Genomic DNA, 21,248 nt, shown 5'->3' on the forward strand with positions numbered 1-21,248 from the left:
GTTCGCCGCGAGGGCAGTCATCGCATACGTCAGCATCGGGTCGTGCCGGTCTTCCATCAACGTCGTGCCGGCGTGGTTCGCCTCACCGCGGAAGGTGAAACGGAACCGCCCGTGCGGCCAGATCGAAGAGGCCACGCCGACAGGTGAGGTCAACGCCCGTCCCTGCTCGACATGGAGCTCCACGAATGCGCCCATCCGGTCGAGCAACGGCGACGGGCCCACACCAGCCGGGTCTGCACCGGCAACCTCAAGCGCCTCGGCCAGCGTCACGCCGGCCCTGTCCTGCAAAGCCAAAGCCTTGTCGGCAGACAACACACCCGCGGCAACGCGCGATCCAAGACAAGGCATCCCGAACCGCGAGCCTTCCTCCTCGACAAACGCGCCAACCCCGATCGGCACCGAAGGCGAGAACCCCTCAGCCCGCAACCGATCAACAGCAGCCAACGCCGACACCACGCCCAGCGGCCCGTCGAAAGCGCCCCCGTCAATCACCGAGTCCAGGTGGCTCCCCGTCACCACCCCCGGTACAGAGGGAACCCTGCCAGCCGATCCAGCGCGATCCAGCGCGGGCGATCCGGTGATCGGGTTCCACCAGGCGACCAGGTTGCCTAGGCCGTCGGATTCCAGGGTTAGGCCGCGGGAGGTGCACTGGTCGGTGAACCAGTGCGTGGCCTCCCGCTCGGTCGGCGTCCAGCCGCCGCGGCGGTATCCCCCGGTCGAGGGGTCCTTGCCGACGGCGGCCAGCGCCGCCCACATCTGTTCGAAGGACTCGGTCAAGATCAGGACAGTGGGGTCTTCGACAGCCAGTCCTTGGCGACCGCGTCCGCACTCTCCTTGCCGACCTCGATCCGCTTGACCAGGTCGGTCAGCCCATCGGTGGTCAGCTTGGCCTGCACCGCGTTCAGCGTGCTCGCCACCTCAGGGCTCTTGTGGTCGGTCCTGATCAGCGGAACGATGTTGTTCGGCAGGTGGATGTGCTCGGGGTCCTCCAGGACGACCAGGTTGTTGTCCTTGATCGCCGACTGGGTGGTGAAGAACTGGGTCACCTGGATGGTGTTGTCCTTCAGCGCCTTCAGGCTCAGCGGACCACCGGCGTCCAGCGTCTTGAACTCCTTGAACTCGACGCCGTACTTGTCCTTCATCCCGGCCAGACCGGCGGTCCGGGTCTTGAACTCGGGCCCGCCGCCCGCGACCAGTTCGTTGCCGACCGCCTTCAGGTCGCCGATCGACTTCAGCGAGTACTTCGTCGCGGTCTCCTGCGTCACCACGATCGCGTCCTCGTCGGCCGCCGCCGACTTGTCCAGCACCTCGAGGCCGGCCGGCAGCACCCCTGGGATCGCCTTGTAGACGGCCTCGGCCTCGTTCTCGGTCGCGTCCTTCTTGAAGTAGACCAGGGTGGCCCCGGTGTACTCCGGCAGCAGGTCGACCGACTTGTCCTGGATCGCGGCCATGTAGAGCTCGCGGGCGCCGATGTTGAGCTTGCGGTTCACCTTGATGCCCTTGGCCTCCAGCGCCTGGGCGTAGATCTCGGCGAGCAACTGACTCTCGGCGAAGTTGGCCGAGCCGACCGTCAGCGAGTCGACCTTGTCAGGGGCCGAGCCGCCGGCGTCGTTGTCGCCGGCCAGTGGATCGCCCCCGTCCCCGCAGGCCGCGAGGGCGAGGACCGCCGTCGCGGCGATGGCGCTGCGGATGAAGGTTCTTCTGAACACGGGATCCTCCAGGAGTCCGTTAAAGCGACGCCTCGGCCGTTGCCGGGGCAGTGGTGGTCTTGGTGTCGGTACCGCGCCGCAGCCGCCCGGTCAGACCGGCCGACACGGCATAGCGCCCGATCCCGGCGAAGGCGAGATCGAGCAGGATCGCCAGTACTGCGACGAGCACGGCGCCGGTCAGCATCTGCGGGAAGTCCCGCAGACTCAGTCCGTCGATCACGTACCGCCCGAGCCCGCCGAGCGCGACGTACGCGGCGACGGTCGCAGTGGAGACGATTTGCAAGGTGGCGCTGCGGAGACCCGAGATGATCAGGGGCAGCGCGATCGGGATCTCCACCTTGGTGAGGATCTCCCGGCCGGTCATGCCCATCCCCCGGGCCGCGTCGATGGTGGGCCGGTCCACTCCCGACACCCCGGCGTACGTCGAGGCCAGGATCGGTGGGATGCCCAGCACCACCAGGGCGATGATCACCGGCAGCCGCCCGATGCCGATCAGCAACACGATCAGCGTGAGCAGGCCCAGCGTCGGCAGAGCGCGCGCGGCGTTGGCGGTGTTGATCGCCAGGAACGCCCCGCGCCGGGTGTGACCGATCAGCAGGCCGACCGGCAACGCGATCACGGTCGCGATGCCGAGCGACAGGAACGTATAGGCCAGGTGCTGCAGGATCCGGTTGCCGATGCCCTCGGCACCGGACCAGTTCGCCGAGTCACTGATGAAGTCGAGAAATCCCTGCAGCATGTCAGGCCGCCTTCACCGGTGAGTTGACCCGGGCCCACGGGGTGAGCAGCCGCTGCAGGCCGACGAGCAACACGTCGGCGAGCAGCGCCAGGGCCAGGGAGAGCACCACACCAACCACGATCGGGGTGAGGAAGTCCTGCTGGAAGCCGAGCGTGAACAGCTCGCCGAGCCCGCCGATGCCGATGATCGCGCCGACGCTCACCATCGAGATGTTCGCGACCGTGACCACCCGCAGCCCGGCGAAGATCACCGGGACGGCGATGGGAAGATCGATGGTCACCACCCTCCGCAGGGTTCCATAGCCCACCGACACTGCGGCCTGCAGCACGTCCTCGGGCACGGAGCGAAGTCCGTCGATCACATTGCGGATCAGCAGGGACACCGCGTAGATGGTCAGCGCGATGATGATGTTCGCGGACGACAGCACCTGGGTGCCGATGATCGCCGGCAGCACGATGAACAGCGCGATCGAGGGCAGCGAGTAGAGCACCCCGCCGAGCGCGACCAGCGGGTTGGCCAACCAGCTGTACCGCGTCGCCACGTAGCCGAGCGGGATCGAGATCAGCAGGCCCAGCACCATCGGCACGAGCGCCAGGTAGAGGTGCTCGCGCAACTGGTCCCAGATCATCGCGCTGTTGTCACCGACCCAGGTCACGGCCTCAGCACCCCAGCCAGCGCGGTGTAGTCGATCACGCCGATCGCCTTGCCCGCCTCGTCGACGCAGACACCCTGCCCGGTCGGAGACGTCAGTACTGCGTCCATCGCCGCGCGCAGGGAGTCGCCACGCTGGAAGACAGCACCCAGAGCATCGATGCCGCTACCGTTCTTCCACCCGACCGGCTGACCGTCGTCGGCCAGCGAGAGTTCCGGCGGCACCGGCGCGAGCGGCAGATCGTCCGCCTTGATGAAGGTGAGCGCGCGGTACCCGCGGTCCTGGCCGATGAAGCTCTCGACGAACTCGTCGGCCGGATCCGCGAGCAGCTCGGCCGGCGGTGCGAACTGGGCCAGCTTGCCGCCGACCCGCAGTACGGCAACGTTGTCGCCGAGCTTGATCGCCTCGTCGATGTCGTGCGTGACGAACACGATGGTCTTGCCGATGTCGCGCTGCAGCCGGAGCAACTCCTCCTGCAGTTGGTGCCGGACGATCGGGTCGACCGCGCTGAAGGGCTCGTCCATCAACATGATCAGGGGATCCGCTGCCAGTGCACGGGCCACGCCGACTCGTTGCTGTTGGCCACCAGATAGCTGGGCCGGGTACCGCTCGGCCAGCTTGAGATCAAGACCGACCCGCTCGAGCAGCTCCATCGCCACCCCGCGGGTCCGCTTCTTGTCCCAGCCGAGCAGCCGCGGCACGGTGGCGACGTTGTCCACCACCGTCTTGTGCGGGAACAGCCCGGCGTGCTGGATCACGTACCCGATCCCGCGGCGCAGTGTCACCGGATCCTTGTCGTTGATGTCCTCGCCGTCGATCGAGATGCGCCCACCGGTGCGCTCGATCGTGCGGTTGATCATCCGCAACGAGGTCGTCTTGCCGCAGCCCGAGGGCCCGACGAACACGGTGATCTCGTTGCTCGGGATCCGTAGCGACAGGGAGTCGACGGCGACGGTGCCGTCCGGATACCGCTTGGTGACGTCTTCGAACTCGATCATGGCGCCCCTTCGCGCTCGTCGGAGATCGCCCGAACGATCCTAGGGGAACGAGGGCCCGGTGCCACGTCATCAGGCCAAATCTCGCTCCGCGGGAAAGTGCACCTTAGCGCTAGGGATTGCCTTGGTTGCACTCCGGAGTCAGTTCTCCTGCATCGGGATCCTGACTCCTTGTTCGGTCGCGACCTCGGCGGCGGTGTCGTAGCCGGCGTCCACGTGCCGGATCACGCCCATCGCCGGGTCGTTGGTCAGTACGCGTTCCAGCTTCTGCCGGGCCAGATCGGTGCCATCGGCAACGGAAACCTGGCCGGCATGGATCGACCGGCCCATCCCGACGCCGCCGCCGTGGTGGATCGACACCCAGGAGGCACCGCTGGCCACGTTCACCATCGCGTTCAGCAACGGCCAGTCCGCGATCGCGTCCGAGCCGTCCAGCATCGCTTCGGTCTCCCGGTACGGCGAAGCGACGCTGCCGGTGTCGAGGTGGTCCCGCCCGATCACGAGCGGCGCCGCCAGCTCACCGGAGGCCACCATGTCGTTGAACCGCAGCCCGGCCTTGTCCCGTTCGCCCTGGCCGAGCCAGCAGATCCTTGCCGGCAGCCCCTGGAACGCGACCCGCTCGCCGGCCATCTTGATCCACCGGGTGAGGTGTTCGTTGTCCGGGAACAGTTCGAGGATCGCCTGGTCCGTCTTGGCGATGTCGGCGGGATCACCCGACAGCGCCGCCCAGCGGAACGGCCCCTTGCCCTCACAGAACAACGGCCGGATATAGGCCGGCACGAAGCCCGGGAAGTCGAAGGCGCGGTTGTAGCCCGCCTTGCGAGCCTCGTCGCGAATGGAGTTCCCGTAGTCGAAGACCTCGGCACCCGCATCCTGGAACCCGACCATCGCCTCCACGTGCCGCGCCATCGACTCCTGTGCGCGCAGGGTGAACCCGGCCGGATCCTTCTCCCGCGCGGTGGTCCAGTCGTCGAAGTCCACGCCCACCGGCAGGTACATCAGCGGGTCGTGCGCCGAGGTCTGGTCGGTCACGATGTCGATCGGCGCGCCCCGCTCCAGCAGGTCCGGCACGATCAGCGCAGCGTTGCCCAGGACACCGATCGACAAGGGCTTGCGAGCAGCCTTCGCCTCCTCAGCCAGCCGCAGCGCGTCGTCCACCGAGGACGCCCGTACGTCGAGGTAGCGGTGCTCGATCCGCCGGTCGATCCGGCTGGAGTCGACGTCGATGCAGATCGCCACACCGTCGTTCATGGTCACCGCGAGCGGCTGCGCACCACCCATGCCGCCGAGTCCGGCGGTCAAGGTGATCGTGCCCGCGAGCGTCCCGTTGAACTTCTTGGCCGCCACCGCCGCGAACGTCTCGTACGTCCCCTGCAGGATGCCCTGGGTCCCGATGTAGATCCACGAGCCGGCCGTCATCTGGCCGTACATCGTCAGCCCCATCGCCTCGAGCTTGCGGAACTCCTCCCAGGTGGCCCAGTCGCCGACCAGGTTCGAGTTCGCGATCAGCACCCGCGGCGCCCACTCGTGCGTCTGCATCACCCCGACCGGCTTGCCCGACTGCACCAGCATGGTCTCGTCGTTCTTCAACGTGGTCAGGGTTCTGACCATCGCGTCGAACGAGTTCCAGTCGCGAGCCGCCTTGCCCGAGCCGCCGTACACGACCAGCTCGTCAGGGTGCTCGGCCACCTCGGGGTCGAGGTTGTTCTGCAGCATCCGCAGCGCGGCCTCCTGCGGCCAGCCCTGGGCGGTGAGGGTGGTACCGCGAGGTGCGCGAACGGGACGGGGTCCGGACATGTGTGATCCAGCCTTTCAGGAGAGGGGGCCGGTGACGGCCTCGACAGCGGACAAGTAGGTGCCATCAGCAACCAGCCGGACGGAGTGTTCGATCTCGGGCGCCAGGTGACGATCGGTCCCCGGCCCTTCGACGTGCTCACGCAGCTTGGCCCGTACTGCGGCCGTGGCGGGCGAAGGCTCAAGCGGTGCACGCATGTCGAGCGCACGCGCCGCAGTGAGGATCTCCACAGCCAGCACCCGTTGCAGGCCGTCGATCGACTTGCGCAGCTTGCGCGCCGCGGACCAGCCCATCGAGACGTGATCCTCCTGCATCGCGCTGCTCGGGATGGAATCCACACTCGCCGGTACTGCGAGTCGCTTCAACTCGGAAACGATCGCGGCCTGCGTGTACTGCGCGATCATGTGCCCGCTGTCGACTCCGGGATCGTCAGCCAGGAACGCGTTCAGCCCGTGGTTGCGCGCGACATCGAGGAACCGGTCCGTACGCCGTTCGCTGATGCTGGCCACATCCGCCACGGCAATGGCGAGGAAGTCCAGCACATAGCCGACGGGGGCGCCGTGGAAGTTGCCGTTGGACTCGACGCGTCCGTCAGGCATGACGACCGGGTTGTCGATCGCGGCGGCCAACTCACGTCCCGCGACAGTCGCCGCGTGCGAGCAAGTATCCCGAGCGGCCCCGTGCACCTGAGGCGAACACCTCAGCGAATAGGCATCCTGGACCCGATTGCAGTCCGGCCCACGATGACTCGCGACAATCCCACTGTCAGCCAGTACTACGCGCAGGTTGGCGGCGGCTGAGCCCTGCCCCGGGTGCGGGCGGAGCGCCTGGAGATCCTCGGCGAACACGCGGTCCGTGCCGAGTTGCCCTTCCACACTCATGGCGGCGGCGATGTCCGCGGTCTTGAGCAGGCGATCCAGGTCGGCCAGCGCGAGCACCAGCATGCCGAGCATGCCGTCGGTGCCGTTGATCAGCGCGAGGCCTTCCTTCTCGGCGAGCACGACCGGCTTCAACCCGTGGGCTTCGAGCGCTTCACCGGCGTCTCGGAGGTTGCCGTCGGTGTCGCGGACCTTGCCTTCACCCATCACCGCGAGCGCGACATGGGACAAGGGAGCCAGGTCGCCGGAGCAGCCGAGGCTGCCGTACTCGTGCACGACCGGAGTCAGTCGCGCGTTGAGCAGGCCGGCGTACGCCTGAGCGGTGTCGACCTTCACCCCGGTCCGACCGGTTGCCAGTGTCGACAGGCGGAGCAGGACGAGTGCCCTGACCACCTCGGTCTCGACCTCGGGGCCGGAGCCGGCCGCGTGCGATCTGATCAGGCTCCGCTGCAACTGCGCCCTCAGCTCGGGTGCGATGTGCCGCGTCGCCAGGGCTCCGAACCCGGTCGACACGCCGTAGTGCGGCGTCTCCGCGTGCGCCAGCGCCTCGATCGCTGCCCGGGACTTCGCGATCTCCTCGAGCGACTGCTCGTCGATCCGCACCCGCGCGCCGTACCGGGCGACCGCGACGACCTCAGCAGCCGTCAGAGCCCCGACGCCGACCACAACCTCGTCTGTATCCACCCGCCCATTGCACCGCGCCCCACCAACCCCCACTACCACCCCACCCCACTTCCCGTCTCAAACCCGAGACACTCCGCCTAGAGGTCCCCACCGAAGAGCAAAGGAGACAGTTTTTATCGGTGGTGGGCGACCCGCTTGGCGCCTAGGGTCGGGGGATGTTTGAGGTTCGGGTGGCGGGGGTTGGGGATGTGGCGGGGATCGCGGGGGTTTGGGCCGTGGCGTCGCCGCATCTGGTGAAGACGGCGGCGGGGCTCGAGGCCGAGTTGCGAACCAGGACGAGCCGGGTCGTGCTCGTGGCGGTCGAGGACGGCTCGGTTGTTGGCTATGGCAACGTCTATCTGCCGGCCGCGGACGAGCACGAGCCGCAGGTGCGGCTCAGCGTCCACGTGGTGCCGGCACACCGGGGCCGGGGTATCGGCAGCGCGCTGGCCACGGCGATCGTCGACCGGGCCGTGGCAGCCGGTGCCGCTCGCCTCCTGACCGTGGTCGACGAGAGCGGGCAGTCCAAGGAGTTCGCTACCCGCCGCGGGTTCACGATCGGGCGGGAGTTGAGCCACGCCCGCGCCGACCTCGCGGAACTCCCCGCACCGGCGACCGTTCCGGACGACCTCCGCCTGACCACGTTCGAAGAACTGGATCCGCGCGCCGTCTGGGCAGCCACGGCCGCCGTCGTCGCTGGGGATCCCAGTGGCCTGTCGGACGCACCGGAGTACGAGGAATGGGTCGTGTCCGACTGGAACCACCCGGATCTGCGGCGGGACCTGAGCATCGCCCTACTGGACCAGGATCAGCTCGTCTCCTTCGTGACCACCGCGGCGGACCCCGAGCGCAAGGTGATCTGGTCCAACCTGACCGGCACGATCCCGGCATACCGCGGGCGAGGGCTGGCGAAGGTGGTGAAGTCCCACGCGCTGTCCCGGGCCCGGGACGCGGGGTTCACCGACGCCTTCACCGGGAACGACGCCGACAACCAGCCGATGCTCGCGGTGAACCGCTGGCTCGGCTACCAGAAGGCGGCCTCCGCCTGGACCGCAACGCGGTCTGTCTGAGCTGGAGGCGGCGCAGCCGCGCCCGGGACGGTCAATCGTCCGGAATCTGAGACGGGGCCGCTAGTCTCACTGTTGTGAGCGGCAACGTTCCCGCCTCGACCCGAACTCTGCGGGTCCTGACCTTCCTGGCCACCCAGCCCGGACCGGTACCGATGGAGCGCATCGCCTCCGCGGTGGGCCTGCCGCGCTCCTCGACCTATCACTTGCTGAAGGCAATGATCAGCGAGGGCTTCGTGGTGCACCTGCCGGAGGAGAAGCGGTACGGCCTCGGCGTCGCCGCGTTCGAGATCGGCTCCGCCTATCTGAGACACGATCCGCTCGAGCGACTGGCCCGGCCGCTGCTGGCCCAGCTGGTCGCCGAGATCGGCCAGACCGCACACCTCGGGGTCCTGCACGGCCGCGAACTCGTCTACCTGCTGAAAGAACAGCCCCCCAGACCGGTCACCCTGGTCACGGACGTCGGCGTCCGCCTGCCCGCAACCCTGACGGCCTCCGGGCGCGCTCTCCTCGCGGAACTACCCGCAGCGCAGGTCCGCGCGTTGTTCCCGTCACCAGAGAGCTTCGTACGCCGCACCGACCGCGGGCCGCAGACCCTCAGCCAACTCCGCCGGCTACTCGCGGACGAGCGACGCCAGGGGTATGCGATGGAGGATTCCCACGTCACCTCGGGCTTCACGTCGGTCGCGAGCGCGGCCGTGGATCACGCCGGCCATCCCGTCGCCGCGATCAGCGTCACCTTCCGTACGGACGCGATCCCACCCGCCGAACGCTTCATCCTGGCCCGCCGCATCAGACAAGCCGCCGACGCCCTGACCCGCCGCCTCCGCGGCTAGTACGCCGTCGTCGTAGCAAGCGACCGCCCGCCTTCGCACTCAGTGGTGCTGGGTCCACCACGACAGGGGATCTCACCCCCGTGCCCGACCAAGCCCGATCTTCCAGGATCGAGACACAACCGCTCCCCTGGAAGGCTGCCAAATGTCATTCCGCTCAAGGACTCTCGCGACGCTGCTCGCCGTCGGCGTCTCCACCGCCCTCATCTCCACCGCAACCACCTCCACCGCCACCGCGACCACACCAGGCACCGACGACGTAGTACGGACTGATCGGGGCCTGGTACGAGGTCTTGTCGGCGAGGAAACGCGAACCTTCCGTGCCATCCCGTACGCCGCTCCTCCGGCCGGCGACCGGCGATGGCGGTCTCCGCAGCCGGCCAGCGCGTGGGCCGGGGTGCGCGACGCCACGCAGTACGGCGACAGCTGTGCGCAGGGGGAACACCCCGGTCGGCGTGGCCAGCGCGAGCGAGGACTGCCTCACGCTGGATGTGACCACGCCGAAGCAGACCGGGCAGAACCGTCCAGTGGTGGTGTGGATCCATGGCGGCAGCTTCGCGCACGGCGCCACGAGCCTGTACCCGCCAGACCGGTTCGCTGCCAAGGGCGACGTGGTGGTGGTTGAGGTGCAGTACCGGCTCGGCGCCTTCGGCTTCCTGGCGAGTCCGCTGCTCGGCAGAGGATCAGGGAACTTCGGTCTCGAGGACCAGCAAGCCGCGATGCGCTGGGTCCAACGGAACGCGGCTGCCTTCGGCGGCGACCCTCGTAACGTCACGATCATGGGTGAATCGGCCGGGGCGTACAGCGTCTGCGACCACCTCGCCTCGCCGACCGCGGCCGGGCTGTTCCAGCGCGCGATCATCCAAAGCGGCCCGTGCTCACAGGAGTACTCCCAGACCAACTATGCGGCGCCGCGTCCGCGGGCGACGGCTGAGCAGTACGGCCGCGAACTGGCCGCTTCGCTGGGTTGCACGACCGCCGCCTGTCTTCGGAACGTGTCGGTGGAGCGCCTCCTCGCAGCGACTGCTGCGACCGAGTTCGGGCCGGTACTAGGCGGTCCGGTGCTGCCGATCCATCCGGCGAAGGCGTTGCTCGCCGGCCGGGTCAACCGGGTGCCAGTGCTGCACGGCGTCAACCATGACGAGGCGCACGGCCAGTACGGGGCTCAGGAGGCGGCAACGGGCGTGCCGATCACCGACGACGAGTACGAGGCCGCCATCAACCAGACCTTCGGGGAGGACGCCGACCGGGTGCTCGCCCGCTATGCCGACGTCAAGCCGGCCGGACTGGCGCTCTCGACCGTACTCACCGACGCCCAGTGGTCCTGGCCCGCGGCCAAGTCCAACCTGCTGCTGTCAGCGCGGATGCCGACGTACTCCTTCGAGTTCGCCGGCAAGGCCCCCTGGTACGCCGGGCTGTCGGAGCCCGGCTTGGCCCGTTGGTTCGCATCACATGAGCGACCTGGCCTACCTGTTCGACCTGAACATGTTCCAGCCGCTCAACCCGGATCAGCAGCGTCTCGCAGACGAGGTGATCGCCCGGTGGAGCGCCTTCGCCAGGACCGGGAACCCGAACATCCCGGGAGCGAAGTACTGGCCGCGGGCCACGCCCGGTGACCTGACAGTGCAGTCGCTGAACCCGGGCGGAGTCACCCGGACCAACTTCTTCACCGACCACCGACTCGCCTTCTGGGCCACCCTGTAGACAGAACGCGGCCCTGCTGGGACCACCTGATCCCGGCAGGGCCGTAGTACTGGGGTGACTACCAGGACGACTTGGTGATTCCTGGGAGTTCGCCGCGGTGGGCCATCGTGCGGAAGCGCACGCGGGAGATGCCCGCCTTGCGGAGGTATCCACGCGGGCGTCCGTCGGCTACGTCGCGGTTGCGGACCCGGATCGGGCTCGCGTCGCGCGGCAGTTTCTGCAGTTTGAGTTGCGCCTCGCCGAGCGCCTCGAACGAACTGGTGGGATCAGCGATGATCCGCTTCAGCTCAGCGCGGCGCTCGGCGTACAAAGCGACCGTCTTCTTGCGCTGCTCGTTCTTGGCGATCTTGCTGGTCTTCGCCACGACTACCGCTCTTCGCGGAAGTCGACGTGCTGGCGGACCTTCGGGTCGTACTTCCGCATGATCAGCCGGTCGGGGTCGTTGCGCCGGTTCTTCCGGGTGACATAGGTGAACCCGGTGCCCGCGGTGCTCCGCAGCTTGATGATCGGGCGAACGTCGTTGCGCTTGGCCATCAGACCCTTTCCTTCCAGGCGCCGTCGGGCGCCGATTGACTCGTTACGGAGAACGCCGGCCGGACGACCGTCTATTCCCGTCGGACGCAGTGTACGCTGAGTTGGGAATCATTTTCAATAAGGGAGATCTGGACCTCGGGGAATGACGGCGGCGCCTGGATGGTTGTGCTCTTCGTACGGACGAGTGGGACAGCCAACTGACCGACCCGTTCGCCCCTTATCTGGAAGGAAGTACGGCTGCATGAAGAAGGACATCCACCCCGACTACCGCCGGGTCGTCTTCCGGGACAAGTCCGGCAACTTCAGCTTCCTGACCGGCTCCACCCGCGAGAGCAACGAGACCATCGAGTGGCACGACGGGAACACCTACCCGGTCGTCGACGTCGAGATCTCGTCCGCCAGCCACCCGTTCTACACGGGTCAGCAGCGCGTGATGGACACCCAGGGCCGGGTCGAGAAGTTCAAGAAGCGCTACGGCCAGAAGTAAACCGTCAAACCTCCGAACGGCCCGTCGATCCTCGTGATCGGCGGGCCGTCGGCGTTTCCGGGCGACATCGCTAGCAGGTTGTTCGGCCGATAGCGGCCTCTAGACCGGTAGCGGGCGAAGAGCGCGGCATCGACGCTGGTGTCTCGGATTCGAGACGGGAAGGGCGGGTCGGTACTGCGCGACTTGGCCGGCGTGGTCCCAGACTGGGGTGGTGGAGCCGGTGGAGATTTCCGGGGCTGGGTTGACGCCCTTGACCGCCGTCGCGCTGGGTCAGCGGCGGACGGCGGTGCGGTTGGGGAAGACCGCGCGGAAGCGGATGGCGGATTCGGCGGCGGCCGTGGTCGAGGTCGCCAAGCGGCAGCCGGTCTACGGGCGGACCACCGGGGTCGGGGCCAACCGGGATGTGCTGACCGGGGATCCGGAGCACGGGGCCCGGTTGCTGGCGTCCCACTCGACGACCGGGACAGCGGCGTACCCGAAGGATGTTGTCCGGCTCGGGCTGCTGATCCGGGTCAACCAGCTCGCTGCCGGAGGCTCCGGACTCGAGCCCGCGGTGGCCGACGCGATCGTCAGCTTGCTCAACGACGACGAGTTGCCCGAGTTGCATCGCGGTGGTGCGATCGGGACCGGCGACCTCGGGCCGTTGGCCGAGCTCGGCCTGGCGCTGGGTGACGTCATCGACGGCACGAGCGCACTGCCGCTGTTGTCGAGCAACGCGATCACGCTGGCCGAATGCTGCCTGGCCTACGTCGAGGCAGCCACGCTGATCAATGTGGTGCCGTTGGTCGGCGCGCTTTCGCATGTCGCGCTGCGCGGCAACGCCGAGGTGTACGACGCGCGGGTGCACGAGGCCCGCCCCCAACCGGGGCAGGTGCGAGTGGCACGCCGGATGCGTGGTCTGCTCGACGGACTGCCTCTTCCGCCGGCGCGGGTGCAGGATCCGTTCGGACTCAGGGCGTTCGCGCAGGTGCTCGGGCCGGCGGTGGACCATATCGATGCCTTGGGCAACACAGTGCAGATCGACATCAACGCTTCGGCGGAGAACCCCTTGGTCGCCGGGGACACCGTTCTGCACAACGGCAACTGGCACGCGATGCCGATCGCGTTGGCACTGGATTCGCTCCGACTGAGTCTCCACAGCGTCGCCACGCTGTCCACGTCCAGAGTCGCGAACCTGGTCGACCCCGACTTCACCGGCCTCAGCCGGTTCCTTGCGAGCGGCGCCGAGGCCAGCTCAGGCGTAATGATGATCGAGTACGTCGCGCACGACGCGCTCGCGTCGGTCCGGTCGACGGCGCAGCCCGCGACCCTCGGTACGGCGACTCTTTCGCGTGGTGCCGAACACCACGCCAGCTTCGCCCCGCAAGCCGCAGTACTGACAGCGCAGTTGCTGGATGCCCTGCGCGGCGTGCTGTCGTGTGAGCTGGTAACAGCGGTTCGGGCGATCAGGCTCGCCGGCCTGGAGCCGGAGCAACTGGCGCCCGCAGCGGTGGGTCCTTGGTTGAGTGATGCGCTCGCCGCGCTGCCCGGTGAGCTGAGGGACCGCTCACTGCGCGACGATCTGGAGATCGCCCGGGGCCTCCTCACCCAGTGGGGCGACCGCCAGGTCGAGCATCCCGCAGAGGCCGGCTAGCTGGTGAAGAGCTCGAGGTTGAAGGAGCGGGCCATCGCGGTGAAGCCGCGGGCGTTCGGGTGCAGGTGGTCCCCGCTGTCGTAGGCAGGCAGGATCCGCAGCGGCTGGTTCGGATCGCGGATCGCCTGCTCGAGGTCGATGACCCCGTCATACTCCCCCGACGTACGGATCCAGTGGTTCAGCGCCTGGCGCGCGACCTCACCGCCGACGGTGTAGAGCGGGTAACCCCAGTACGGCGTGAGCGTCGCGCCGTACGCCTTCAATCCCGCCTCATGAGCGCGGGCGATCAGCTGGCGATGCGCGTTGATCAGCGCCGTCGCCGAGATGGAGCCACGGCTGCCGCGGATGTCGTTGATGCCTTCGAGAATGACCACGCTGCGTACGCCGGTCCGCCGGATCACGTCCCGCTCGAACCGGCCGATCGCCGCCTCCCCGGCCGTGCCGCCGTTCGCGAGCAGCTTGTTGCCGCCGATCCCCGCGTTGAGAGCGCCGTACCGCTGAAGCGTCAGCAGGTCGGCCAGCTGGTCGGGATAGCGCAGGTTCCCGTCGATCGGCGACGACGCGCCATCCGTGATCGAGTCGCCGAACAGCACGACCGAGCCCCGGGCATTCGCCTGCACGTCCACCTCGTCGACGACGAAGCGCGCCATCCCACTGATCTTCCGGTACGGCGCTCCGCCGGCGCCGGTCTGGTCGCCACGGGCAGCGAAGGCGGTCGCATACCCGGCCGGGTGCTGGGTCAACGGACCGGTCGGGCCCGGGAAGTACGTACTGATCACCAGATCGCTGTCCTCGGCGACGGCCGTGTCGACCGGGTCGGACACGGCCTCACCGCCGACCGGGATCGTGATCGAACCCCGGCCGCCGAACGTGACCGGGATCAGCTGGAGCAACTCGAGGTTCGGCGTACCGGCGGCTCCGTCCTTGCGGGGAGCGACCGTGGTCCGGCCCACCACGAGCGGGCGGTTGCCGAAGCGGTTCGACAACCGCAGCCGAACCGACCGACCACCGACGGACAGATGGGCGACCTGGCGGACGGTCGTGTCGGCGACCCCGGCGGCCGCCACTCCGGAAGCCCCGGCCTCGGTGACGGCGACGGCCCAGCTGCCGACCCAGCCTTCGGCCTGCACCACCTGCGCGGGAGCCACGGGGGCACCAGCGGGGAGGGAAGCGGCGACGGTCGCGATCGCGGTGAACAGCGACTGCAACCAGGTGTCAGCGAGCAGCACAGGTCGTCGGCCTCCTCACCGGCCGATTGTTTCACACCTGTCCGGCGTTCTTCGCCGTGTCGAGCGCGGGGTCAGCTCAGCGGCAGCCGGTCGTAGGCCTTCAGGGTTCGGAGGGCCCCCACCGTCACGATTCCGCGGTACTCGAGCGTGGCGGCGGCCCCGGGTGGCTCCCAGGTGATGGCCCAGCCGCCGTCCTCCTGCTGGTCCGCGATCAGCCGATCCAGGTGTCCCTCGATCTGCTGGTCGTCGAACAACGGCCGCCAGACGCTGTCCGGAGTCGGCGCGAAGTGCAAGGGCGTCACCCCGTACGACGGGTCGTCGGCCGCGGCCCGGTAGTACGCCAACTTGGGCAGCCACTCCTTCACCTTGGCGAGCTCGACGTCCGGCTGGTGCTCCAGGAAGATCATCGACTCGTGCATCGCGTGCGCGTCCTCGGGGAAGCCGTTCTCGAGTTCTCCGGCGCACCACGCGGCGGCCTGGTCGCGCCACGGATGGTCGATCCCGAGTTCGATCAGCCGGCCGACGAGTCCGGCGGTGGGGTTGAGGCCCGGCTGGTAGGTCCACTCACCCCAATGCTCGGCCCTCGGATACTGCTCCACCACGGGAAGCCCGAGCGAAACGGCTCCTTCGGGTGTGGCGATCGACTGCAGCCAGTCGCACGCCCGCCGTACCATCTCGTCATCGCGGGCACCGGCGGCCAGCAGCACGTCGAACGCCGTCTCGACGTCGAGCGGGATGCTGTCCGGACACCGCTTGTCCGGCTCCAGCCCATGCCCGAAACCACCGTCGGGGTTCTGATAGCCGCGCAACGTGTCGACGACCCCGGCGGGATCGGCGCCCTCGAAGAGCGTGGCGAACAGCCGGCGTTCCACCAGCCGTCCCTCCCGGCGTACGAACTCACGACCAGCTTTGAAGATGTCCATGCCTCTACCCTGGCCTATCGACAGCCGCCTCGTCTTGAACGAATCGGACACCATCCCGACTCAGTCCCGCCCTCAGTAGCCGTGGCTAGAGCCAGCCCTTTTTCTTGAAGACGACCCAGAGGCAGAGGCTTACCAGGAGCATCAGGACCAGGGCGTACGGGTAGCCGACCTTCCAGTGGAGTTCTGGCATGTGGGTGAAGTTCATGCCGTAGATCGTGCCGACCAGGGTCGGGGCGAACAGGATCGCCGCCCAGCCGGAGATTCGCTTGACCTCCTCGTTCTGGCGGAGGCTGAGCTCGGACAGGTGCTGGGTCTCGTCGTTCTGCCGTTGGGCGACCAGGGTGCCGTTGATGCCGATCAGGTTGATCAGCAGGACCTTGAAGCCGTTCGCCATGTCGACCACGCGCTCGACGTGATCCGCCACGTCCCGGAGATTCCGCTGCAGTTCCAGCGCGGTGCCCTTCTTCTCATACCAGGCACGCAGCTCGACCAGCATCGCGGGCAACGGCTGCGCGGCACGCATGAACTTCACCACCTCGCGGAGCAGTTCGTAGATCCGCCGCGACACCTCGGGATCACCGTTGAAGACCTGGTCCTCGATCTCGTCGATGTCACCCTGCAGGCCCGCGATCACCGGCTGGTACTCGTCGACCACCTGATCGAGGATGGCGTACAGCACCGCCTCGCAGCCGAGCTTCAGCAGCTCGGGCGACGACTCCATCCGCCGACGGACCGCACCGAGATCGGGCGTTTCCGACTGCCGCACCGTGACGACGAAATCCTTGCCGCTGTAGATGTGGACCTCCCCGAACTCGACCCGTTCGAGGTCGTCGCGGTAGCTGGCAGAGCGCAGCACGGTGAAGAGCACGTCGTCGTAGTGTTCGAGCTTGGGGCGCTGGTGGGCGGAGAGGGTGTCGTCCACGGCGAGCTGATGGAAGCCGAACTCGTCGGCAACCGACTGCAACTCCGCCGGGTCCGGACAGTAGAGCCCGATCCACGCCATCCCGTGCAGCCGGCGGACCTGCTCGTAGGTCTCCTCCAGGGTGGCCGGCTCGGTGACCCGGTGCCCGTCGACATAGACCGCGTTGGCGATGATCGCCACAGTGCCTCCTACGGCTCGAAGCGGTAGCCCATGCCGGGTTCGGTGAGCAGATGGACGGGACGCGCCGGATCGGCCTCGAGCTTGCGGCGGAGCTGGCCCATGTAGAAGCGCAGGTTGCCGCCGGCGTTCTCGTAGCCCGGCCCCCACACCTCGGTCAGCAACTGCCGCTGTGACAACAACTTGCCGGGGTGCCGGATCAGCACCTCCAGCAGGTGCCACTCGGTCGGGGTCAGCCGAACGTCCTCACCACTGTCCAGTGTTACTCGCTTCGCCGACAGATCCACCCGCGCCCCGCCGACGGTGACCACCGGCTGGTCCTCGCCGAGGTTGCTCCGGCGCAGCACCGCCCGCATCCGGGCCAGCAACTCGTCGATCCCGAAGGGCTTGGTCACGAAGTCGTCCGCGCCCGCGTCCAGCGCCTCCACCTTGTCCGTACTGTCGGTCCGCCCGGACAGCACCAGGATCGGCGCCTCGGTCCAGCCGCGCAGCCCCCGGATCACCTCGACACCGTCGAAGTCCGGCAGCCCCAGGTCGAGAATCACCAGGTCCGGGGGGTGCTGCGCCGCCACCTTGAGCGCCGCCGTACCGCTGCCGGCCACGTGCACCTCGTACCGCCTGGCCTTCAGGTTGATCTGTAGTGCCCGCACGATCTGCGGCTCGTCGTCGACCACCAGCACCCTGGTCATCCGTTCCCCTCCCGCTCCAGCCGGCCCGGTACCGGGGCCTCGGCCGGTCTCATTGTTGCGGAGGGCATTGACACGACCATGGTGAGACCGCCACCGGGCGTGTCCTCGGGCTGCAGCGTGCCCTGCATCGCCTCGGTCAGGCCACGGGCCAGCGCCAGGCCGAGACCGACCCCGGTGGTGTTGTCCGTGTCACCGAGCCGCTGGAAGGGTGCGAACACCCGGTCCCGGTCGGAGGCCGGGATCCCCGGCCCGCGGTCGATCACCCGGATCTCGACGAAGTCACCCAGCGAACTGCCGGTCAGCAGCGGGGGCTTGCCATCAGGTGAGTGCCGGAGCGCATTGGCCAGTAGGTTCGCGATCACCCGCTCCAGCAGGGCCGGATCGGCCTCGATCAGCGGCAACGTGTCCGGCACATCCATGGTGACCGACCTCGCCGCGGTACCGAGCTCGCTGAGAATCCCAGGGAGGATCTCGTCGAAGGTGGTCGGCCTGGTGAAGATCGGCAGTACGCCGGCCTGGAGGCGACTGAGGTCGAGCAGGTTGTCCACCAGCCGCGTCAGCCGGTCGAGCGACTCGTCTGCCGTCTCGAGGAGCTCGTCGCGTTCCGCAGGGGTCCAGTCGACATCGGAACTCCGCAGGCTCGTCACTGAGGCTTTCGCCGACGCCAGGGGGGTTCGAAGATCGTGGCCGACCGCGCGGAGGAGCGCAGTACGGAGTTTGTCGGCCTCTGCCAGGGGTTTGGCTTCGGCGGCTGCTTCGCTGAGGCGGGTGCGGTCGACCAGGGCTGCGGCGTGGGCGGCGAAGGCGCCGACCAGGCGGCGTTCGTCGGCCGCGAGGGAGCGGCCCTGCAGGACCAGCACGAGGTCGTCCCGGGCTGGGATCTCGGCATCGCCTTCCTCCGGCCGGCGGCAGGTGTTCGTACCGACCGAGGCAACCGGACGCCAGACCTCGTTCAGCTCGTCGGAGTCGACCCGCTCCATCAGGCAGGCTCCGGTCATCCCGAAGGCCTCGCGCACGCGCTCCAGCAGCGCCGGCAAGGCCGTCTCGCCGCGAAGAACCGTGCCGGCCAACGTCGCCAGGGTTTCGGACTCCGCCGCCGCCCGGGCGGCCTGCCTGGTACGCCGCGCCGCGCGGTCGACCACCGAGGACACCAGCGCGGCGACACCGATGAAGATGCCCAGGGCCAGGGCGTTGTTTGGTTCGGCAATGCTGAAGGTCCGCGTCGGTGGGGTGAAGAAGTAGTTCAGCACTGCCGTACCGGCGATCGCCGACAACATCGCGGGCCAGAGGCCGCCGACCAGGGCCACCACCACGACCGCGAAGAGGAAGGCGAGCATGTTGCTGGTCAGGTTCAGCGTGTCGCCACCCAGCCCGAGCAGCACCGCGAGCAGCGGCGGCAGCAGCACAGCGAGCACGAAACCGTAGACGATCCGCTGCCGGGACAGGCTGCCGTGCAGCCGCGGCAAGCGGCCGCGCCCCATCTCGGAGTGGGTGACGAGGTGAACATCGATGTCGCCGGCGTCCCGGATCGAGGTCGCGCCGATCCCCGGCCCGGTGAACAGGGCCGACAGCCAGTTGCGGCGGCTGCCGCCGAGCACCAACTGGGTGGCGTTCTCAGCGCGGGCGAACGACAGCAGGGCGGCCGGAATGTCGTCACCGACGACCTGGTGATACGTACCGCCCAGGCTTTCGACCAAGGCCCGTTGCTCAGCTAGCCGCTTCGGATCCGCACCGGTCAATCCGTCCGAACGGGTGATGTGTACGGCGAGCAGATCCCCGCCGGAGGAGCGGGCGGCGATCCGGGCCGCCCGCCGGATCAGGGTCTCGCCCTCGGGCCCGCCCGTCACCGCGACAACGACTCGCTCCCGCGCTTCCCAGGTGGACTCGATGTCGTGTTGCGAGCGGTACTGCTGCAAACCCGCATCGACGCGATCGGCCAGCCACAACAGCGCGAGCTCCCGGAGCGCGGACAGGTTGCCGACCCGGAAATAGTTGCCCAGGGCAGCATCGACCTTGTCCGCGGCATAAACATTGCCGTGCGCCATCCGACGGCGGAGCGCCTCCGGGGCCATGTCCACCAGCTCGATCTGGTTCGCCGACCGGACCACCCGGTCCGGCACCGTCTCCCGCTGGGGAACGCCGGTGATCTTCTCGACCACGTCGTTGATCGACTCGAGGTGCTGGATGTTCACCGTCGAGATCACGTTGATCCCCGCGGTCAGCAGTTCGTCGATGTCCTCCCAGCGCTTGGCGTTCTTGCTGCCCGGGACGTTGCTGTGGGCAAGCTCGTCGACCAGCACCACCTCGGGCCGCCGGGCCCTGACGGCGTCGAGGTCCATCTCGGTGAAGCTGGCGCCGCGGTAGTCGATGATCTTGCGCGGAAGCACTTCCAGGTCTTCCAGCATGGCGGCGGTCTGCGCCCGTCCGTGAGTCTCGACGAAGCCGACCACTACATCCGTACCGCGCGCACGCCGCCGCCGCGCCTCGTCAAGCATCTTGTAGGTCTTGCCGACGCCAGGCGCGGCGCCGAGATAGATCCGCAGATACCCGCGACCACCGTTGTTCATACCCCCATGCTCTCTCAGTCCAGCCTGATCAGCTCAGCGCGGCCAGAGCGTTATTGAGCGTGACCACGTTCACCCGCGGTTCGCCGAGGAATCCGAGCGTCCTGCCGTCGGTGCTGTCCTTGACCAACTGCTGCACCTTGGCGACGTCGATTCCCCGCTCGCGAGCGACCCGGTTGACCTGCAGCGCGGCGTACGCCGGGCTGATGTGCGGGTCCAGACCACTACCGCTCGCGGTCACCGCGTCTGGCGGGACCTGGGACGGCTGGACGCCCTCGAGCGCCGCGACGGCCTTCCGTCGCTCGTCGATCAGGGCGAGCAGGTCGGGGTTGTTCGGCCCGTACTGCGAGGCCGCGCTGCCGGCGCCGTCGTAGTCAACTGCCGACGGCCGGGTCTGGAACCACAGGGGGTTCGCGACCATCACGGGATCGCCGGCGGCGTCTACCTCTGGCTTGCCGTCCTTGACGGCCTGCTGGGTGTAGGCCTGACCGATCAGGTCCGACGCCACCTCCTTGCCGTTCACCTGGACCATCGAGCCGTTCGCGTTGTCGTGGAACAGCACCTGGGACGCTCCGGTCATCACCAGCGGGTAGAGGATGCCCAGACCGATGGTGAACACCACCATCGCCCGGATCGCCACCCCGAACTGCCGAACGGAGCCGGGGAGTCTGCTAGCCATTGCCGTTGCCTTTCTTGACCATTGCCCTGAGTTTGATAGTTGCCGTCAGCATCATCGCCGTCATCACCCTCACCCTCAGCCGATGCCGGGGATGAGCGAGACCAGCAGGTCGATGAGTTTGATGCCGATGAAGGGGCTGATGAGGCCACCGACGCCGTAGATCAGCAGGTTGCGGCGCAGCATCGCCGACGCCGAGGACGGCTTGTACTGCACACCGCGGAGCGCGAGTGGGACCAGTGCGACGATCACCAGCGCGTTGAAGATGACCGCGGACAGGATCGCCGACTGCGGGGAGTGCAGTTGCATGATGTTCAGCTTGTCCAGCCCCGGGTAGGCGGCCGCGAACAGTGCCGGCAGGATCGCGAAGTACTTCGCG

The 21,248-nt window shown here is 68.2% G+C and carries 20 protein-coding genes and 2 pseudogenes; 6 read left to right on the forward strand and 16 right to left on the reverse strand.

Features of this window, described 5'->3' with window-relative positions:
* The 7 genes from VFG33_RS08680 to hutH form a co-directional block, all read right to left on the reverse strand.
* A partial coding sequence (locus tag VFG33_RS08680) for a M20/M25/M40 family metallo-hydrolase (protein ID WP_325024266.1) occupies window positions 1-777 on the reverse strand: 777 nt, incomplete at its 3' end.
* 2 nt (window positions 778-779) lie between these two features.
* Window positions 780-1,709 (reverse strand): ABC transporter substrate-binding protein, encoded by a 930-nt coding sequence (locus VFG33_RS08685; RefSeq protein ID WP_325024268.1) that lies wholly within the window; start codon window positions 1,707-1,709, stop codon window positions 780-782.
* A gap of 19 nt (window positions 1,710-1,728) precedes the next feature.
* Window positions 1,729-2,448, reverse strand: coding sequence for an ABC transporter permease (locus tag VFG33_RS08690; protein ID WP_325024270.1), 720 nt, complete (start codon window positions 2,446-2,448; stop codon window positions 1,729-1,731).
* 1 nt (window position 2,449) lies between these two features.
* The gene (locus tag VFG33_RS08695) at window positions 2,450-3,103 is read right to left on the reverse strand and encodes an ABC transporter permease (protein ID WP_325024272.1); all 654 of its coding nucleotides are present in this window, start codon (window positions 3,101-3,103) and stop codon (window positions 2,450-2,452) included.
* A complete protein-coding gene (locus VFG33_RS08700; RefSeq protein WP_325024274.1) occupies window positions 3,100-4,098 on the reverse strand; it encodes an ABC transporter ATP-binding protein in 999 nt (332 codons plus the stop codon). The genes VFG33_RS08695 and VFG33_RS08700 overlap by 4 nt, the downstream gene beginning before the upstream one ends.
* A 138-nt stretch (window positions 4,099-4,236) precedes the next feature.
* A complete protein-coding gene (gene hutU, locus VFG33_RS08705; protein ID WP_325024276.1) occupies window positions 4,237-5,892 on the reverse strand; it encodes a urocanate hydratase in 1,656 nt (551 codons plus the stop codon).
* 15 nt (window positions 5,893-5,907) lie between these two features.
* A complete protein-coding gene (gene hutH, locus VFG33_RS08710; RefSeq protein ID WP_325024277.1) occupies window positions 5,908-7,452 on the reverse strand; it encodes a histidine ammonia-lyase in 1,545 nt (514 codons plus the stop codon).
* A gap of 155 nt (window positions 7,453-7,607) precedes the next feature.
* Between hutH and VFG33_RS08715 the strand changes: the two genes are divergently transcribed.
* The 4 genes and pseudogenes from VFG33_RS08715 (at window position 7,608) to VFG33_RS41230 (ending at window position 11,035) form a co-directional block, all read left to right on the forward strand.
* Window positions 7,608-8,501, forward strand: coding sequence for a GNAT family N-acetyltransferase (locus tag VFG33_RS08715; protein ID WP_325024279.1), 894 nt, complete (start codon window positions 7,608-7,610; stop codon window positions 8,499-8,501).
* Window positions 8,502-8,575: 74 nt separating this feature from the next.
* Entirely contained in the window at window positions 8,576-9,334 is a 759-nt protein-coding gene (locus VFG33_RS08720; RefSeq protein WP_325024281.1) for an IclR family transcriptional regulator, read from the forward strand.
* 142 nt (window positions 9,335-9,476) lie between these two features.
* Window positions 9,477-10,665: pseudogene (locus tag VFG33_RS08725) on the forward strand (carboxylesterase/lipase family protein); the annotation flags it as partial.
* A gap of 151 nt (window positions 10,666-10,816) precedes the next feature.
* Entirely contained in the window at window positions 10,817-11,035 is a 219-nt protein-coding gene (locus tag VFG33_RS41230) for a carboxylesterase family protein (protein ID WP_414672935.1), read from the forward strand.
* Window positions 11,036-11,093: 58 nt separating this feature from the next.
* Here the strand turns inward: VFG33_RS41230 and rpsN are convergent, their stop codons facing one another.
* A complete protein-coding gene (gene rpsN / locus VFG33_RS08730) occupies window positions 11,094-11,399 on the reverse strand; it encodes a 30S ribosomal protein S14 (RefSeq protein ID WP_325024282.1) in 306 nt (101 codons plus the stop codon).
* 2 nt (window positions 11,400-11,401) lie between these two features.
* Entirely contained in the window at window positions 11,402-11,569 is a 168-nt protein-coding gene (gene rpmG, locus VFG33_RS08735; RefSeq protein WP_325024285.1) for a 50S ribosomal protein L33, read from the reverse strand.
* Window positions 11,570-11,810: 241 nt separating this feature from the next.
* Between rpmG and VFG33_RS08740 the strand changes: the two genes are divergently transcribed.
* Entirely contained in the window at window positions 11,811-12,056 is a 246-nt protein-coding gene (locus VFG33_RS08740; RefSeq protein WP_325024287.1) for a type B 50S ribosomal protein L31, read from the forward strand.
* 211 nt (window positions 12,057-12,267) lie between these two features.
* Window positions 12,268-13,689, forward strand: a complete 1,422-nt coding sequence (locus tag VFG33_RS08745; RefSeq protein WP_325024289.1) for an aromatic amino acid ammonia-lyase — start codon at window positions 12,268-12,270, stop codon at window positions 13,687-13,689.
* On the opposite strand, the gene VFG33_RS08750 is transcribed toward VFG33_RS08745, so the two are convergent.
* The 7 genes and pseudogenes from VFG33_RS08750 to VFG33_RS08780 all read right to left on the reverse strand — a co-directional run.
* A complete protein-coding gene (locus VFG33_RS08750) occupies window positions 13,686-14,918 on the reverse strand; it encodes an SGNH/GDSL hydrolase family protein (protein WP_325024291.1) in 1,233 nt (410 codons plus the stop codon). The two genes, VFG33_RS08745 and VFG33_RS08750, sit on opposite strands and share 4 nt — an antisense overlap.
* Before the next feature lie 71 nt (window positions 14,919-14,989).
* A complete protein-coding gene (locus VFG33_RS08755; protein WP_325024293.1) occupies window positions 14,990-15,841 on the reverse strand; it encodes a hypothetical protein in 852 nt (283 codons plus the stop codon).
* An 85-nt stretch (window positions 15,842-15,926) separates the two neighbouring features.
* Window positions 15,927-16,943: a magnesium/cobalt transporter CorA gene (gene corA, locus VFG33_RS08760; protein WP_325024295.1), complete on the reverse strand. Its 1,017-nt coding sequence runs from the start codon at window positions 16,941-16,943 to the stop codon at window positions 15,927-15,929.
* 8 nt (window positions 16,944-16,951) lie between these two features.
* Entirely contained in the window at window positions 16,952-17,629 is a 678-nt protein-coding gene (locus VFG33_RS08765; protein WP_325024296.1) for a response regulator, read from the reverse strand.
* Complete coding sequence (locus VFG33_RS08770; protein WP_414672936.1) at window positions 17,626-20,166, reverse strand: sensor histidine kinase; 2,541 nt, start codon at window positions 20,164-20,166, stop codon at window positions 17,626-17,628. The genes VFG33_RS08765 and VFG33_RS08770 overlap by 4 nt, the downstream gene beginning before the upstream one ends.
* A gap of 58 nt (window positions 20,167-20,224) precedes the next feature.
* The gene (gene kdpC, locus VFG33_RS08775) at window positions 20,225-20,872 is read right to left on the reverse strand and encodes a K(+)-transporting ATPase subunit C (RefSeq protein ID WP_325024300.1); all 648 of its coding nucleotides are present in this window, start codon (window positions 20,870-20,872) and stop codon (window positions 20,225-20,227) included.
* A gap of 75 nt (window positions 20,873-20,947) precedes the next feature.
* Window positions 20,948-21,248, reverse strand: a pseudogene (locus VFG33_RS08780) (potassium-transporting ATPase subunit B); the annotation flags it as partial.

The organism is Kribbella sp. (assembly GCF_035687465.1).
Lineage (GTDB): Bacteria > Actinomycetota > Actinomycetes > Propionibacteriales > Kribbellaceae > Kribbella.